This is a genomic window from Desulfonauticus submarinus (genome assembly GCF_900104045.1).
Classification (GTDB): Bacteria; Desulfobacterota; Desulfovibrionia; order Desulfovibrionales; family Desulfonatronovibrionaceae; genus Desulfonauticus; species Desulfonauticus submarinus.
In genome coordinates this window covers 26,280-38,912 of sequence record NZ_FNIN01000002.1, presented here as the reverse complement: position 1 = coordinate 38,912, position 12,633 = coordinate 26,280, and the positions used below count along the sequence as shown (strand labels likewise).

Genomic DNA, 12,633 nt, shown 5'->3' with positions numbered 1-12,633 from the left:
TTTGACCTAATTTTACCTTTGTTTTTTGTATTTATAAAGCTGAGCTAGTACTGCTGCTACTGCTCGATAAAGCTCCTCTGGAATTGTTTCTCCTATCTCTACACTTTTATACAAGGCTCGTGCCAGAGGTTTATTTTCTTTGATAGGGACATTGTTTTCTCTAGCGATTTCCTTTATTTTTTCAGCTATCTTATTAGCTCCTTTGGCTAGGACTATAGGGGCAGGTGCTTTTGTAGGATCGTATAAAATAGCTACAGCAATATGGGTAGGGTTAGTGATAACTACATCTGCTTTTGGTACATCTTGGAGCATTCTTTTTTGCATAACTGAAAGCATTTTTTTCTTTTGTTTGTTTTTTATAGTAGGATCACCCTCAGCCTGTTTGCGTTCGTCTTTAACTTCATCTTTGGTCATTTTAAGGTTTTCTTCATAATCCCATCTAGTATAAGCGAGGTCAGCTAATCCAATAATAAACATAGGCACAAGAGCATAAATGGTCATTTTATAACCAGTTTGGAGAATATAACTAGATATTTGAGGAATAGATGCATAAAATAAATTTAAAATATTATGGGATAACTCTGTTTTAAGAATTATATAAGGAGCTATTCCTACAAAAAGAGCTTGTAAGACGCTTCTTAACATATTGATAAGGGTTTTCACATCAAAGAATAATCTTTTTATACCATTTATTAAGTTAAAATTTTTAAATTTTGGTTGTAATGGCTTTGTTGTCCACAACGGACCAACTTGTAATCTTAGGCTAACTACTGATAATAATAGTATAAAAGTCATAATAGGTAAGACCATTATAGCTATTTGTTTGCTAGAGTATATTAGTAAGTGAAATATATTTTCTCTATTTAGAGAGATATTAAAGCTTTGCTTTATAAAATATAAATACACTTCTGATAACCTTTCACTAATAAGACCTAGTAATATTTTCAGTCCAATTAGTCCCCCTAGTATGGATATTGCTTTATTTAATTCTCCGCTTTTAGGAACATTTCCTTCGTTTCTTGCTTTTCTGCGTCTTTTAGGAGTAGCTTTTTCAGTTCTGGAAGGATCTCGTTGGGGCATTGTATTCTCTTAATGTATCCCTTTTAAAATAATTGAAAAATATTTATCAAGATGCAGAATAAAATCCTGCATATATAGAACCATGATTTCAAATAAAAATCCTAAGAATAAAAAGCCAACTATAATTTTTAAAGGAAATCCAACAAAAAGGACATTCATTTGTGGGGCTGCTCTTGATATTAGGGCTAAGGCTAGGTCAATTAAAAATAAAGCCGCCATAACTGGTGCAGCAATCTTGATCGCCAAGACAAAAATTTGACTAGAAAAATAAAGCATATTTTTTACTAAAAAAGGAGAGAAAAAAACTTGCCCTGGGGGAATAAATTTAAAGCTTTCAGCAAGACCTCTAAGTATAAATAGATGCCCATTTAGACTGAGAAAGGCTAAGATTGAGACCATATAGAGAAAATGAGCTGTTACAGCCTCTGATACTCCAGTAATTGGATCAATTACGTTAATCATAGCAAATCCCATTTGAAATCCTACTAACTGTCCACCTGTTTGAATGGCAGCAAAAAGGAAATGAATAATAAGCCCAAGGGTTAGGCCCAACAGAGCTTCACCAAATATCATTAAGCATATATTTAGAGGATGAGCAGGGAAATAGTGAGCTGGGAAATTAAGATAGGGCCATAATGCAAAACTTAAAGTTAAACAAATCATAACCTTAATCTTATTTGGAATAGCGCCTGCTCCAAAAAAAGGAAGAAAAAAGAGAATTATACTTACTCTAAAAAGAGTAAGAAAAAAACTTAAAATTGTATCAGGAGAAAAATTAAAAAGATTCATGCTGGTGAAAAAGCAAAAATAAGGCCACAATAGAAGAGAGGAATCTTTAGAGACTTAATAAATATAAGAAAAAGATAAAATTTAACGATATGAATTTTTTGAAGGAAAAAACAGATTTTTGAATAATTTTACTTTAAAAAAGAATTCACTAAAGAGCAGGGCAACATGGCAAATTAATTTAAAATATAATGCAGAGGATTTACTGGAACTCCGTTTATTCGGACTTCATAATGTAAATGAGGTCCTGTTGATCTACCACTATTTCCCATATAAGCAATTATTTCGCCTCGTTTCACTCTTTCGCCTTTTTTTACAACTGCTTTCTGGAGATGTGCATATCTTGTGGTTATACCATTCCCATGGTCGATTAATAAAGAAAGTCCATATCCACCGTTTACTCCATAAAACACTACCACGCCATCTGCAGGGGCAATAATGGGAGTACCCACAGGTCCAGATATATCTAATCCTTTGTGGAATTCCCGTTGTCCTGTAAACGGAGAAATTCTATAGCCAAATCCTGAAGAAATCCATCCTTGGGTTGGCCAAATAGAAGGAGTAGAGGCTAGAATAGCTTGTTTATTTTTTAGAAGTTCAATTAATTGTTCTTGTCTAACCTTCTCTAATTTAGTTTGCGTAGTAAGTTGTTCTAAAAAGTTATGCATTTTTCGAGCAAGAGCTTCTTGGCGATAAGATGGGATGAAGTCAAAAGTAAAGGAGTTTTCTGGTGTTCCTCCAATTGCTTCTAAAAGATTTGTACTTCCTTCTAAATTCATCATAACTCTTAATTTCCTGTCTAATTCACTCATTTTAGCAACATTGGACTCTAGTTGTTTTATCTTTTTTGCAAAAGAAAGAAGTTGAGAATTTTGTTTTTCTAATTTTGCAGCTGTTTTATGGTAAAGATTTTGTAAATTAGTATAATTAATTGCTCTATATCCAAAATAAATATTTACTCCCGTAATTCCTACAAAAAGAAAAATAAATAAATAGAGCATCCATCCTTTAAGAGTGATTTTTTTGCTTAAACCTTTTTTGTCTTTAAAAATTAGAATTTCGTATTTTTGAGTTAGCATGGCCTTTTTTAGAACTTGATTTATTTTTTAACTATATATGAATAATAATTTTTCTATATCTATGGGGATATTTTTTAAAAGTCAAGTTGCCAACGCCGTATTCCTCGAAAAATATTTTTTACTAATCTCTTTTCAGGTGCAATAGTGGATAGAATATGTTTAAAGTAACTGCGTTTAGTAGTATTAGCTGAAGGACAAGGATTTTCCCATATAGGAAGTTTCCATTTTTTGGCAGCTTGAACAATAGTTTTTTTGTCTATTGCAAGAAGAGGCCTAATAACAGTTAATTTTCCATTAAAAAATGACTCCTTAGCTTGAAGACCATCCACTCTCCCATTTTGAACTAGGTTCATGAAGAAGTTTGTTACCAAGTCATCAAGAATATGTCCAAAGGCTAAATGTGATAGTTTATACTTATTGCATAATTCAAATAGTTTTTTTCTTCTTTCCCAAGCACACAAAAAACAAGGAGATTTTTTTAGGTTTTCTTGAGAGTGGGCTTTTGGCCCAATGTCAGTTATTTCTATATGAGCAGCAACTTGATTATGATTTAGCCAATTTAAAAGGGGTTTATGGTTTGTAGGTGAAAAACCTGGATTTAAGTGAAGTATCATTAGTTCAAAATTAAAAGGTACGATTTTTCTTCTAATAATAAGGGTCTTAATAAGTACCCAAGAATCTACACCTCCAGAGAGCGCTACACCTACGCGTGCACCTTCGTAAAGCATATTTTGGCTTTGCATAAGTTTGCCACAAAGGCCAATAACTTGCTTTTGACTAAAGTGTAATTTTTTAAAACGTCCCATGACTTTATAAGTTTAGTACTTCTTATCTGTATCTTGACACTTTAAAATCTAGATTTATAATTTAAGGTTTAGATTAATTCAATTTTTTTCTACATGTCTGAAACAAGGAGTTTTTTATGCTGAGGGTGCAAGGGATTGATTTATCTTATGGAACACAGCAGGTACTTTTTAATCTTAACTTTAATCTCCATCAGGGAGAGATTTTAGGTTTTTTAGGACCTAATGGAGCTGGAAAGTCTAGTACTATGAGGATATTAACTGGGTATTTGCGGCCTTCAAAAGGAGAAGTATTTTTTTTAGATAAAGATGTAAGCAAAAATCCTCTTTTTTTGCGAGAACACTTAGGATATTTACCTGAAACTGCTCCTATCTATCCTGAGTTAAAGGTTGAAGAATATCTTAAGTGGGTAGCTGAAGTAAAATCAGTAGAAAATATAAACAAAGAAGTTGATAAGGTAATAAGAGAGTGTGGGTTAAAAACAGTACAAAAAAAACTTATTCGTTATTTAAGTAAAGGATACAGACAAAGAGTTGGTTTAGCTCAGGCACTGTTAGGAGATCCTAAACTCATTATTTTAGATGAACCAACAGTAGGTTTAGATCCTACCCAGGTGAGAGAGATAAGGAACCTTATTAAAGAGCTTGGGAAAGAGAAGACTATTTTACTAAGTACTCATATTCTTTCAGAGGTAGAATTATTATGTAAAAGGGTAATAATTATTAATCGGGGTCGCATTTTAGCTGATGAGAGTTTAGAAGAACTGGTGAAGAAAGCGGGTGAAAAGAGATTTATTTTATTGCTTTCAAGAAAAACAGATTTGAATATCTTTAAGGAAGAAATTGGCGATTGTTTTTCTTTAATAGAATTAAAAGAAGTAACAGATGGATATAAATTGGAATTAAGTCAAAAGAGAGAAGGTGATTTTAGGGAGAAAATTTTTGCCGCAGCTATAAAAAGTAATGGTGTGCTGTTAGAGCTTTTTCCAAAGCGTTCTAGTCTGGAAGAAGCATTTGTAAAGTTGGTTTATAGCGGGGAGGAGCAGTAAAAATGAAAACTTGGACCTTAGCAAAAAAAGATTTAAAGATTTTGTTTAGTTCTCCATTGGCTTATATAGTTTTAGCATGTTTTTTATTTATTTCTGGTTATTTTTTCTTAAGTTTAGTTGCCCAGTATCAACTTTTTAGCCTTCAAGCCATGCAAATGCAAGGTATAGAGAATTTTACTCCCCAAGAGTGGATTATTCGGCCTTATCTCCAAAATTCTGGAGTTATTTTGTTATTTTTTATCCCTCTTATTACCATGAGAGCTTTTAGTGAAGAGAAAAAATTAGGTACATTTGAATTGCTGCTTAGTTATCCAGTTAAAGAATACCAAATAGTGCTTGGAAAGTTAATGGCTGTAGGTATATTTATTTTTGTGGCTCTTGTTTTAAATGGTGTAGGTCCTGCTTTGCTTTTTGTTTATTCTCAGCCTGAATTTTTATCTACTTTAGCAGGATATAGTGGTCTTTTTCTTTTAGCCATTGGATTTGTTTCTTTGGGATTGTTTTTATCTTCTCTTACTGAGAACCAGATTATTTCAGCCTGTCTTAGTTTTGGAGCATTATTGATTTTGTGGCTTCTAGCGTGGATTAAGGATATAGTTCCAAAATCTTATCAAGCATTAGTTAATTCTTGTTCCTTATTAACTCATTTTGAATCTTTTGCCAAAGGAGTGATTTCAGGTGTAGATTTAATTTATTTTCTCTCTTTTATAATTGCTTTTATTGGACTCACTTTAATTAGTTTAGAAAACCAACGCTGGAGAGTTTAAAATGAGAAGAATTCAGATATTTTTTACTGTTCTCTTGGGTTTAGTTATTTTAGTAGGAGTGAATGTGTTGGTGCAAAAAGCAGATTGGCAGGTAGATTTGACAAAGAATAAACGCTATTCGCTTTCTAATCAAAGTAAAAAAATTGTCCAAGATTTGAAAGATAAAGTTACAGTTTTGTGTTTTTATAGGCCAGGAGAAAGTGGTAAAAAACATTTAGAAGAACTCTTAAAATTATATGCAAGGGAAAGTAAAAATTTTTCTTATGAGTTTATTGATCCAGATAGAGCTCCTGCCTTGGCTAAGGAGTATGATATTTATCAGTCAGGACAAGTAGTGGTGATAAAAGGTAAAAAAAAGGAAAAACTTTTGTTTCCTAATGAGGAGAAACTTACTAATGCCCTCATTAGACTTTGTAATGAAGAGAAGGGAAAAGTTTATATAGTTAAAGGGCATGGAGAAGAAAGTTTAAATGGAGGAGAGAGAAGTATTGCTAAGTTGGATTCAATATTGGCTGAAGAGGGGGTTCAAGTAGAAGAGCTAAGTTTGCTTGGCTTAAAAGAAATTCCAAAAGATGCTCTGGCTGTATTAATTTTAGGTCCTAAAAAAGATTTTTTAGAAGTAGAATTAAAGCTTTTACAAAAATATTTATCTAAAGGCGGAAGACTTTTTATCGCCTTAGCCCCTGAGGAGAAGACCAATTTGACTTCTTTTGTGACTTCCCAATTTAAAATTAAGGTTCTAAAAGGGTTTATTTTAGATCCTGTGGGTAAATTAGTAGTTGGTAGCTTTATGGCAGCGTTGGCTCAAGATTATCCATATCATGCAATTACTGATAATTTTAATGTTCTTACAGTATTTCCTACAGCTTTAGGTTTTGAGTTAAAAAAACAAACTAGCTCCAATAAATGGAAGGTAGGGCCCTTGCTTCAAACAGGGCAAGGAGCTTGGCTAGAAACAGATATTGAGTCCTTAAAGCAGGGCAAGGCAGAATTTGATCCCAAGGAAGATATGCAAGGTCCTATAGTATTTGCATTTTGGGCAGAAAGGTCTTTAAATAGTGAGAGTAAAACAAAACTAAAGAGTAGAGTTTTAGTATTTGGAGATGATGATTTTTTTACAGATAAATATATAGGCATTGGTGGTAATAAAGATTTGCTTAGGAATGCTTTGAGATGGATAAGAGAACGAGATGCATTTATTAGTATCTCTAAGCCTAAGATAGCAAATTCATTTTTATTTCTAAAACCAGGAGAGAAATGGATTTTAACCTGGGTCCCGCTTGTTATTTTGCCTTTAGTCTGTTTGTTTATGGCTATTTTGGTCGTTGTACGAAGAAGATGGGAGAAATAGGGGGATGATTTTTTATGAAACGCATTTGGATTTTATGTATAGTGGCTGTACTTGTTTGGATAGGAGTATATTGGGGAGATAAAGCTACTAAGAAAGAGCAATTGCAATGGCCAAATTTTTCAAAGCAAAGAATAGATCAAATTGTATTTCCTAATTTTTCTTTACTTAAAAAAGAAAATAAGTGGTGGGTTAAAAAAGCAGATAAGTTGTTTCCAGCAAATAGTTCAGAGATAGAAGCACTTTTTCGTTTTTTAACCCAGAATAGACTAAAAAGGATAGTTGGGACAATTAGCACTAAGGAATGGACCAATTTTGGTTTAAAAGAGACCCAAAAAATAGTTATAAAGGGGGATAAGTTTAATTTTTCTTTAATTTATGGAGATGAAAATCCAACCAAAGATGGAATTTATGCTTTAACCTCTTTATTTCCTAACAAATTGATTTTGTTGCCATGGGAGTATAAAACAAAATTTAAGGGACAACCAAAAGAATTTTATCAACTCCACTTATTTTCTTTTCAAGATGAGGATATCCTTCGTTTAAAAAAGTTTGAAAATAAGAGTTTAAAGTGGGAGATTAAACGCATAGGAAGCTCAAGCTTTGTTTTTGCAAATCCACCAAGTTTAAAGAGATATAAAGTCAGTGTAAGTGAGGCTACTTCTTTGTTTTTTAATTTAGCTTCTTTGCAAGGGACTGATTTTGTGGTAGACCCAGATAAACCCAAGCTGCTTTTTACTTTAGAGTATACTTTAAAAGATTATTCTAAAGGAAAACTTTATATTTTAAAGTCAGGACAAACATTTTTAGCTAAATGTCCTCAAAAAACATGGTATTATATACTTGACCAATCACGGGTAGATAGTCTAAATAAAGACGCTTTTTTGTTACGAGATCGTCATTTTCTTTCCTTGGACGAGGATAATGTTAATAGAGTAGAGATCTATACCCCAACCAAAGATATTTCTATTTATAGAAAAGAAAAGTCTTGGTATGAACTCTCTTCAAATAAAGAATTTTATGGGCTTAATTTGATTTTATGGGAGTTAAAAGATTTAGAATATACTAAGATTTCTCATAAGAGAGAGGTGGTAAAAGGTACAAAAAAATTAGTTCTAATTCTAAAAGATGCTAAAAACAAAGAATTGTTACAAGTTTCTTTCTGGCCTTCAAAGGAGGCTAAAGATAGGTTTTGGGTAAAAGTTAGAGGACGAGATGATATTTATTTAGTAGAGACTGATTTAGTACAAGAAGTGCAAAACAGGTTAAAAGATAAGTTTTAGGCTGTTTTTATTATAGAGAAGAAGTTTTAATTTTAAAGATTAGAGGAGGAAAAATGGCCCGCATTACAGTAGATGATTGCTTAAAACAAGTTAATAATAGGTTTGTCTTAATTCATATGACTATAAAACGAATAAAGCAGTATAAAGAAGGATATAATCCTTTGGTTAAAAGTAAAAATAAAGAAGTTGTTACTGCTTTAAGAGAGATAGCTGCTGGGAAGGTATTATTAGCAGACGAGAGTTTGGAAGTTGGAGGTAGGTCTAGTTAAATGGCCAAGCGAGATTATTATGAAGTTTTAGGAGTATCTAGGGATGCTTCAGAAGAAGAGATAAAAAGGGCTTACAGGAAACTTGCCTTTAAATATCATCCAGATAGAAATCCTGATGATCCAGAGGCCGAAGCAAAGTTCAAAGAAGCAGCAGAAGCGTATGAAGTTTTAAGAGATCCGCAGAAAAGAGCCCAATATGATCGTTTTGGACATGCTGGTTTAGGCAATGGCGGTGGCTTTGGGGGATTTGAGAGCACAGAGGACATATTCAGTACTTTTAGTGATATTTTTGCTGAGTTCTTTGGATTTGGAAGCTCTAGTTCTTCGCGAGCTCGTCCAGGTGCTGATTTACGTTATAACTTAAAAATTTCGTTTCGTGACGCAGCCAAAGGGACAGAAGTAGACCTTACTATCCCTAAAAGAGATTTATGCGAAGTATGTGGTGGAACAGGAGCAGAACCTGGAAGCTCTGTGGAAACTTGTCGACATTGTGGTGGTAGGGGCCAAGTTTATCGTTCTCAAGGATTTTTTAGAGTTTCTATGCCTTGTCCTGTTTGTAATGGGAGAGGAGAGGTAATAGTAAATCCTTGTCGCAAGTGTAGAGGTAGAGGAATTGTAAATGTAAATAAAAAAATCAAAGTAAGAGTTCCTGCTGGAGTTGATAACGGTACACGACTTAGAATTAGAGGAGAAGGAGAACCTGGAGAGTTTGGAGGTCCTCCTGGAGATTTGTATGTAGTTATTTACGTAGAAGAAGATAAAGTCTTTAAACGACAAGGGCAAGACATCATTGTTCAGGTAGAAGTGAGTTTTGTGCAGGCGACTTTAGGAGCAAAAATAGAGGTTCCTACTTTAGATGAACCAGTAGAGATGGAAATTCCTAAAGGTACTCAATCGGGAGAAGTTTTTAAGCTACGTGGTTTAGGGCTTCCTTCAGTTAACAGTTCTTATAGAGGCGATTTATTAGTAGAGATTATAGTAAAAACGCCAAGACATCTTACCAAACGTCAAGTAGAGCTTTTAAAGGAATTTGAGCAAATAGAGCAGGAAAAAAAAGATAAGGGCTTTAAAAAGATATTTAAAAAAGTAATGGGTGGGTAAGATGAGTAATTTCTCCCATCTTACAGATGATGGGCAAATTAAAATGGTGAATGTAGGGGAAAAACAGTCTTCCAAAAGAGTGGCAAGAGCAGAGGGTTATGTAAAACTTTCAGCAAAGACATTTGCTTTATTAAAAGAACAGGCTTTACCTAAGGGAGATGTTTTAACCACTGCAAAAGTAGCTGGTATTTTGGCAGCAAAAAAAACAGGAGATTTGATCCCTCTTTGTCATCCCTTAAATTTGTCTTTTGTGGACATAAAGTTTGAACTTCAAGAAAAAGAAAATGCTATTAGAGTAGAATCAATAGTTGAAACTGTAGGCACAACAGGTGTGGAAATGGAGGCTATTATTGCAGTACAAATAGCAATGTCAACTATCTATGATATGTGTAAAGCAGTACAAAAAGATATCCTTTTAAAGGACGTCCGTCTTTTGTTTAAAACTGGTGGGAAAAGTGGGACTTTTAGGGCTCCTTAGGTAGCCTAGTAATTAATATATTTAAGAATAAGAAAAATTATTTTTTCAGTTTTGTCCATTTTCTTCTTCATTCCATATTTTATCCAGATATTCTGCGCTCCACTTAAAGGTGTTTAAGTCAAACCATGTGCCCCCAATATATTTATCTTTTAACCAAGCTACGCTTTGAAATTTATTTTTTCTCATTTTTTCTAATATTTTTTTTATTTCTTGTTCCAAGTTTTCTTTAATCTCTATTTCTTTTACAATTACCTCTGCCTCACAATGGGTCATTACTTCTAAAATAATTTTACCAGACAATTCTAACTTTTACTCCTTTATCTTGCATATATTTTTTTATATTTGGGATTGTCCATTCTCCATAATGAACAATAGACGCAATTAGAGCTGCAGATGCTTTTCCTTTGGTAACAGCATCCACCATATGTTGTGGATGACCTGCCCCTCCAGAAGCAATAACAGGGATTCTGACATTTTCTGCAATAAGGCTGGTTATATTTAATTCATAACCATTTTTTGTGCCGTCTGCATCAATAGAGTTTAAACAAATTTCTCCTGCTCCTAAACGTTCTACTTCTTTGGCCCACCAAAGGGCATCTATTCCCATTGGTTTGCGGCCTCCATGAATAACGACCTCATATCCAGATGGTATTTTTTTAGAAACAGGGACTTTTAATACATCCATGCCAACTACAATACATTGGGAACCAAATGCCTCTGCTCCTTCAGAGATAAGAGAAGGATTTTTTACTGCTGCAGAGTTAATAGAAATTTTTTCTGCTCCTGCTAAAAGAACGTTGCGCATATCTTTAACAGAAGAAATACCTCCTCCTACTGAAAAGGGGATAAAAATTTGAGAAGCTACCTTTTCTACTACTTTTAACATAATGCCTCTGCCTTCATGAGAGGCAGTAATATCATAAAATACTATTTCATCAGCTCCTTGTTCATAATAAATGCGAGCTGTTTCTACAGGATCGCCGATATCTACGTTCCCTTTAAACTTTATACCCTTAGTAAGCTTGCCGTCTCTTACATCAAGACAAGGGATTACTCTTTTACTAAGCATTTTTTATTCTCCGTGCATAGTTGTAGAAATTTTCTAATAATTTTAGTCCAGGACGGCCACTTTTTTCAGGATGAAACTGAACAGCCCAAAGCCTATCTTTGCCAAGCACTGAGCAAAATTCCAGACCATATTTAGTAGTACCCAGAATAAAATTTTTTTCAGGTGCAGGATAATATGAATGGACAAAATAAAATTCAGCTTTAGATTCTATATTGTCAAATAAAATACATTCTTGTTTTAAAGAAACACTATTCCATCCCATGTGTGGAATGTTTATATAATTCCCATCTTGATCTTTTAAATCAGGAGAAAATCTTTTGCATTTACCAGGAATTAAACCCAAAGTTTTGGTATTATTTTCTTCACTAACTTCTAGAACTATTTGAGAGCCAAGACATATTCCTAATATTGGGATGGAGTTGTCTTTTGCTTGATGTAAAACTTTGTCTAGATTGTTTTCAATTAGATTAGACATTGCAGAGCCAGCAGCTCCAACCCCTGGAAAAATAATAGCTTGGCTGTTTAAAATGGTAGTAGGATCTTTGGTTATAATATTAGGAATATTTAAATAGTCTAAGGCTCTTTTGACACTCGTTAAGTTACCTGCTTCATAATTAATAATAGCAATCATAAAGTTCTCCATGAATATTAATCTATCAAACTGTCTCTGGATTCTGCAAATTTTAAGGAGATTTTGAGAAATGTTCTCTCTACTGAATAAAAAGCGTCAACTAAGACAGGGTCAAAATGTTTACCCCGTTCAGAAAGAATATACTGAACACATTGTTCATGTTCAAGAGGTTCTTTATAGCATTTTTTACTTCGCATGGTATCATATACATCTACAATTGCCATAATACGAGCGCTAAGAGGAATGTTTTCTGCTTTTAATCCTTTGGGATAACCAGTGCCGTCGAATCTCTCATGATGGTATAAAATAATTTCCATGGCAAGTTTTAAAAACAAAGAATTAGGGAATTTAGTTTTAGCAATATTAATTATTTTTGCCCCATATAAACAGTGTTCTTTAATAATTTCAAACTCTTGTTCAGTTAATTTTCCTTTCTTAAATAAAATGTTTTGAGGTACAGCGACCTTACCAATATCATGGACAATAGATGCCTTTACTAGATTCTCAATATATTCTTGAGTTAGGATTTTTCGGTATTTAGTGTATTTTTTTAGGTGTTGAGCTAGATGATATATGTAATGTTTTGTTCTTTCCAAATGTTTTTCTATGCCAGACTCTTTGTTTTCTGCTTGATAAGCAAGTGCTTCTATTAAAGCTATATCTTCATTTGTTGTCTGTTCTAGTTTGTTTTTATATATCTTATAAGAGATAAATAAAGTAATTCCAAAAATAATAAATATAATTATTAATGCTAAAGCCATATATTCTTGGTAAGGCAATATTATAGTTAAAAACTTATTTTTGAGTTTATTGTTTTTGAAGATAGATATTATACATAGTGTTTTATTGTTTATATCAACTGTATTATAAAAGAGGGTAACATCTTTTTT

General features: G+C 33.1%; 15 protein-coding genes. 7 read left to right on the top strand and 8 right to left on the bottom strand.

The window, feature by feature from the left end:
- Window positions 1-12: 12 nt before the first annotated feature.
- The 4 genes from flhB to BLP60_RS02625 form a co-directional block, all read right to left on the bottom strand.
- On the bottom strand, window positions 13-1,080 hold the full coding sequence (gene flhB / locus BLP60_RS02640) for a flagellar biosynthesis protein FlhB (RefSeq protein ID WP_092063013.1): 1,068 nt from the start codon (window positions 1,078-1,080) through the stop codon (window positions 13-15).
- Window positions 1,081-1,089: 9 nt separating this feature from the next.
- Window positions 1,090-1,869 carry a flagellar biosynthetic protein FliR gene (gene fliR, locus BLP60_RS02635; RefSeq protein ID WP_092063010.1) on the bottom strand — a complete coding sequence of 260 codons (780 nt, stop codon included), beginning with the start codon at window positions 1,867-1,869 and terminating at the stop codon, window positions 1,090-1,092.
- 173 nt (window positions 1,870-2,042) lie between these two features.
- Window positions 2,043-2,867, bottom strand: coding sequence for a M23 family metallopeptidase (locus tag BLP60_RS02630; protein ID WP_234970934.1), 825 nt, complete (start codon window positions 2,865-2,867; stop codon window positions 2,043-2,045).
- 152 nt (window positions 2,868-3,019) lie between these two features.
- Window positions 3,020-3,751: a tRNA lysidine(34) synthetase gene (locus tag BLP60_RS02625; protein WP_092063005.1), complete on the bottom strand. Its 732-nt coding sequence runs from the start codon at window positions 3,749-3,751 to the stop codon at window positions 3,020-3,022.
- Window positions 3,752-3,867: 116 nt separating this feature from the next.
- Between BLP60_RS02625 and BLP60_RS02620 the strand changes: the two genes are divergently transcribed.
- From BLP60_RS02620 to moaC, 7 genes are read left to right on the top strand one after another with little or no spacing between them, the layout of a single operon-like run.
- A complete protein-coding gene (locus BLP60_RS02620) occupies window positions 3,868-4,797 on the top strand; it encodes an ABC transporter ATP-binding protein (RefSeq protein ID WP_092063002.1) in 930 nt (309 codons plus the stop codon).
- A 2-nt stretch (window positions 4,798-4,799) separates the two neighbouring features.
- Window positions 4,800-5,564, top strand: a complete 765-nt coding sequence (locus BLP60_RS02615) for an ABC transporter permease subunit (protein WP_092062999.1) — start codon at window positions 4,800-4,802, stop codon at window positions 5,562-5,564.
- Window position 5,565: 1 nt separating this feature from the next.
- On the top strand, window positions 5,566-6,915 hold the full coding sequence (locus BLP60_RS02610; RefSeq protein ID WP_092062996.1) for a GldG family protein: 1,350 nt from the start codon (window positions 5,566-5,568) through the stop codon (window positions 6,913-6,915).
- Window positions 6,916-6,929: 14 nt separating this feature from the next.
- Window positions 6,930-8,195 carry a DUF4340 domain-containing protein gene (locus BLP60_RS02605; protein ID WP_092062993.1) on the top strand — a complete coding sequence of 422 codons (1,266 nt, stop codon included), beginning with the start codon at window positions 6,930-6,932 and terminating at the stop codon, window positions 8,193-8,195.
- Between the two features lie 53 nt (window positions 8,196-8,248).
- Window positions 8,249-8,464 (top strand): DNA-directed RNA polymerase subunit omega, encoded by a 216-nt coding sequence (gene rpoZ, locus BLP60_RS02600; protein WP_092062990.1) that lies wholly within the window; start codon window positions 8,249-8,251, stop codon window positions 8,462-8,464.
- Window positions 8,465-9,565, top strand: a complete 1,101-nt coding sequence (gene dnaJ / locus BLP60_RS02595; protein WP_092062987.1) for a molecular chaperone DnaJ — start codon at window positions 8,465-8,467, stop codon at window positions 9,563-9,565. It begins immediately after the preceding gene.
- Window position 9,566: 1 nt separating this feature from the next.
- Window positions 9,567-10,043: a cyclic pyranopterin monophosphate synthase MoaC gene (gene moaC, locus BLP60_RS02590; RefSeq protein ID WP_092062984.1), complete on the top strand. Its 477-nt coding sequence runs from the start codon at window positions 9,567-9,569 to the stop codon at window positions 10,041-10,043.
- Between the two features lie 45 nt (window positions 10,044-10,088).
- On the opposite strand, the gene BLP60_RS02585 is transcribed toward moaC, so the two are convergent.
- Genes BLP60_RS02585 through BLP60_RS10570 form a run of 4 tightly spaced genes read right to left on the bottom strand, consistent with a single transcriptional unit; the run spans window position 10,089 to window position 12,504 of the window.
- Entirely contained in the window at window positions 10,089-10,343 is a 255-nt protein-coding gene (locus BLP60_RS02585) for a hypothetical protein (protein WP_092062981.1), read from the bottom strand.
- On the bottom strand, window positions 10,333-11,112 hold the full coding sequence (hisF, locus tag BLP60_RS02580) for an imidazole glycerol phosphate synthase subunit HisF (RefSeq protein WP_092062977.1): 780 nt from the start codon (window positions 11,110-11,112) through the stop codon (window positions 10,333-10,335). Before hisF ends, BLP60_RS02585 begins: the two co-directional genes overlap by 11 nt.
- Window positions 11,105-11,743: an imidazole glycerol phosphate synthase subunit HisH gene (gene hisH, locus BLP60_RS02575; protein WP_092062974.1), complete on the bottom strand. Its 639-nt coding sequence runs from the start codon at window positions 11,741-11,743 to the stop codon at window positions 11,105-11,107. The genes hisF and hisH overlap by 8 nt, the downstream gene beginning before the upstream one ends.
- A 17-nt stretch (window positions 11,744-11,760) precedes the next feature.
- Window positions 11,761-12,504 carry an HD-GYP domain-containing protein gene (locus tag BLP60_RS10570; protein ID WP_159427674.1) on the bottom strand — a complete coding sequence of 248 codons (744 nt, stop codon included), beginning with the start codon at window positions 12,502-12,504 and terminating at the stop codon, window positions 11,761-11,763.
- Between the last annotated feature and the right edge of the window lie 129 nt (window positions 12,505-12,633).

Excerpts from the sequence above, each read along its gene's own strand:
- BLP60_RS10570 (WP_159427674.1), bottom strand. The coding sequence starts at position 12,504 with ATGGCTTTAGCATTAATAATTATATTTATTATTTTTGGAATTACTTTA.
- BLP60_RS02610 (WP_092062996.1), top strand. The coding sequence starts at position 5,566 with ATGAGAAGAATTCAGATATTTTTTACTGTTCTCTTGGGTTTAGTTATT.
- BLP60_RS02625 (WP_092063005.1), bottom strand. The coding sequence starts at position 3,751 with ATGGGACGTTTTAAAAAATTACACTTTAGTCAAAAGCAAGTTATTGGC.
- BLP60_RS02620 (WP_092063002.1), top strand. The coding sequence starts at position 3,868 with ATGCTGAGGGTGCAAGGGATTGATTTATCTTATGGAACACAGCAGGTA.
- BLP60_RS02630 (WP_234970934.1), bottom strand. The coding sequence starts at position 2,867 with ATGCTCTATTTATTTATTTTTCTTTTTGTAGGAATTACGGGAGTAAAT.
- hisH (WP_092062974.1), bottom strand. The coding sequence starts at position 11,743 with ATGATTGCTATTATTAATTATGAAGCAGGTAACTTAACGAGTGTCAAA.
- hisF (WP_092062977.1), bottom strand. The coding sequence starts at position 11,112 with ATGCTTAGTAAAAGAGTAATCCCTTGTCTTGATGTAAGAGACGGCAAG.
- fliR (WP_092063010.1), bottom strand. The coding sequence starts at position 1,869 with ATGAATCTTTTTAATTTTTCTCCTGATACAATTTTAAGTTTTTTTCTT.
- BLP60_RS02605 (WP_092062993.1), top strand. The coding sequence starts at position 6,930 with ATGAAACGCATTTGGATTTTATGTATAGTGGCTGTACTTGTTTGGATA.
- flhB (WP_092063013.1), bottom strand. The coding sequence starts at position 1,080 with ATGCCCCAACGAGATCCTTCCAGAACTGAAAAAGCTACTCCTAAAAGA.
- rpoZ (WP_092062990.1), top strand. The coding sequence starts at position 8,249 with ATGGCCCGCATTACAGTAGATGATTGCTTAAAACAAGTTAATAATAGG.
- BLP60_RS02615 (WP_092062999.1), top strand. The coding sequence starts at position 4,800 with ATGAAAACTTGGACCTTAGCAAAAAAAGATTTAAAGATTTTGTTTAGT.
- dnaJ (WP_092062987.1), top strand. The coding sequence starts at position 8,465 with ATGGCCAAGCGAGATTATTATGAAGTTTTAGGAGTATCTAGGGATGCT.
- moaC (WP_092062984.1), top strand. The coding sequence starts at position 9,567 with ATGAGTAATTTCTCCCATCTTACAGATGATGGGCAAATTAAAATGGTG.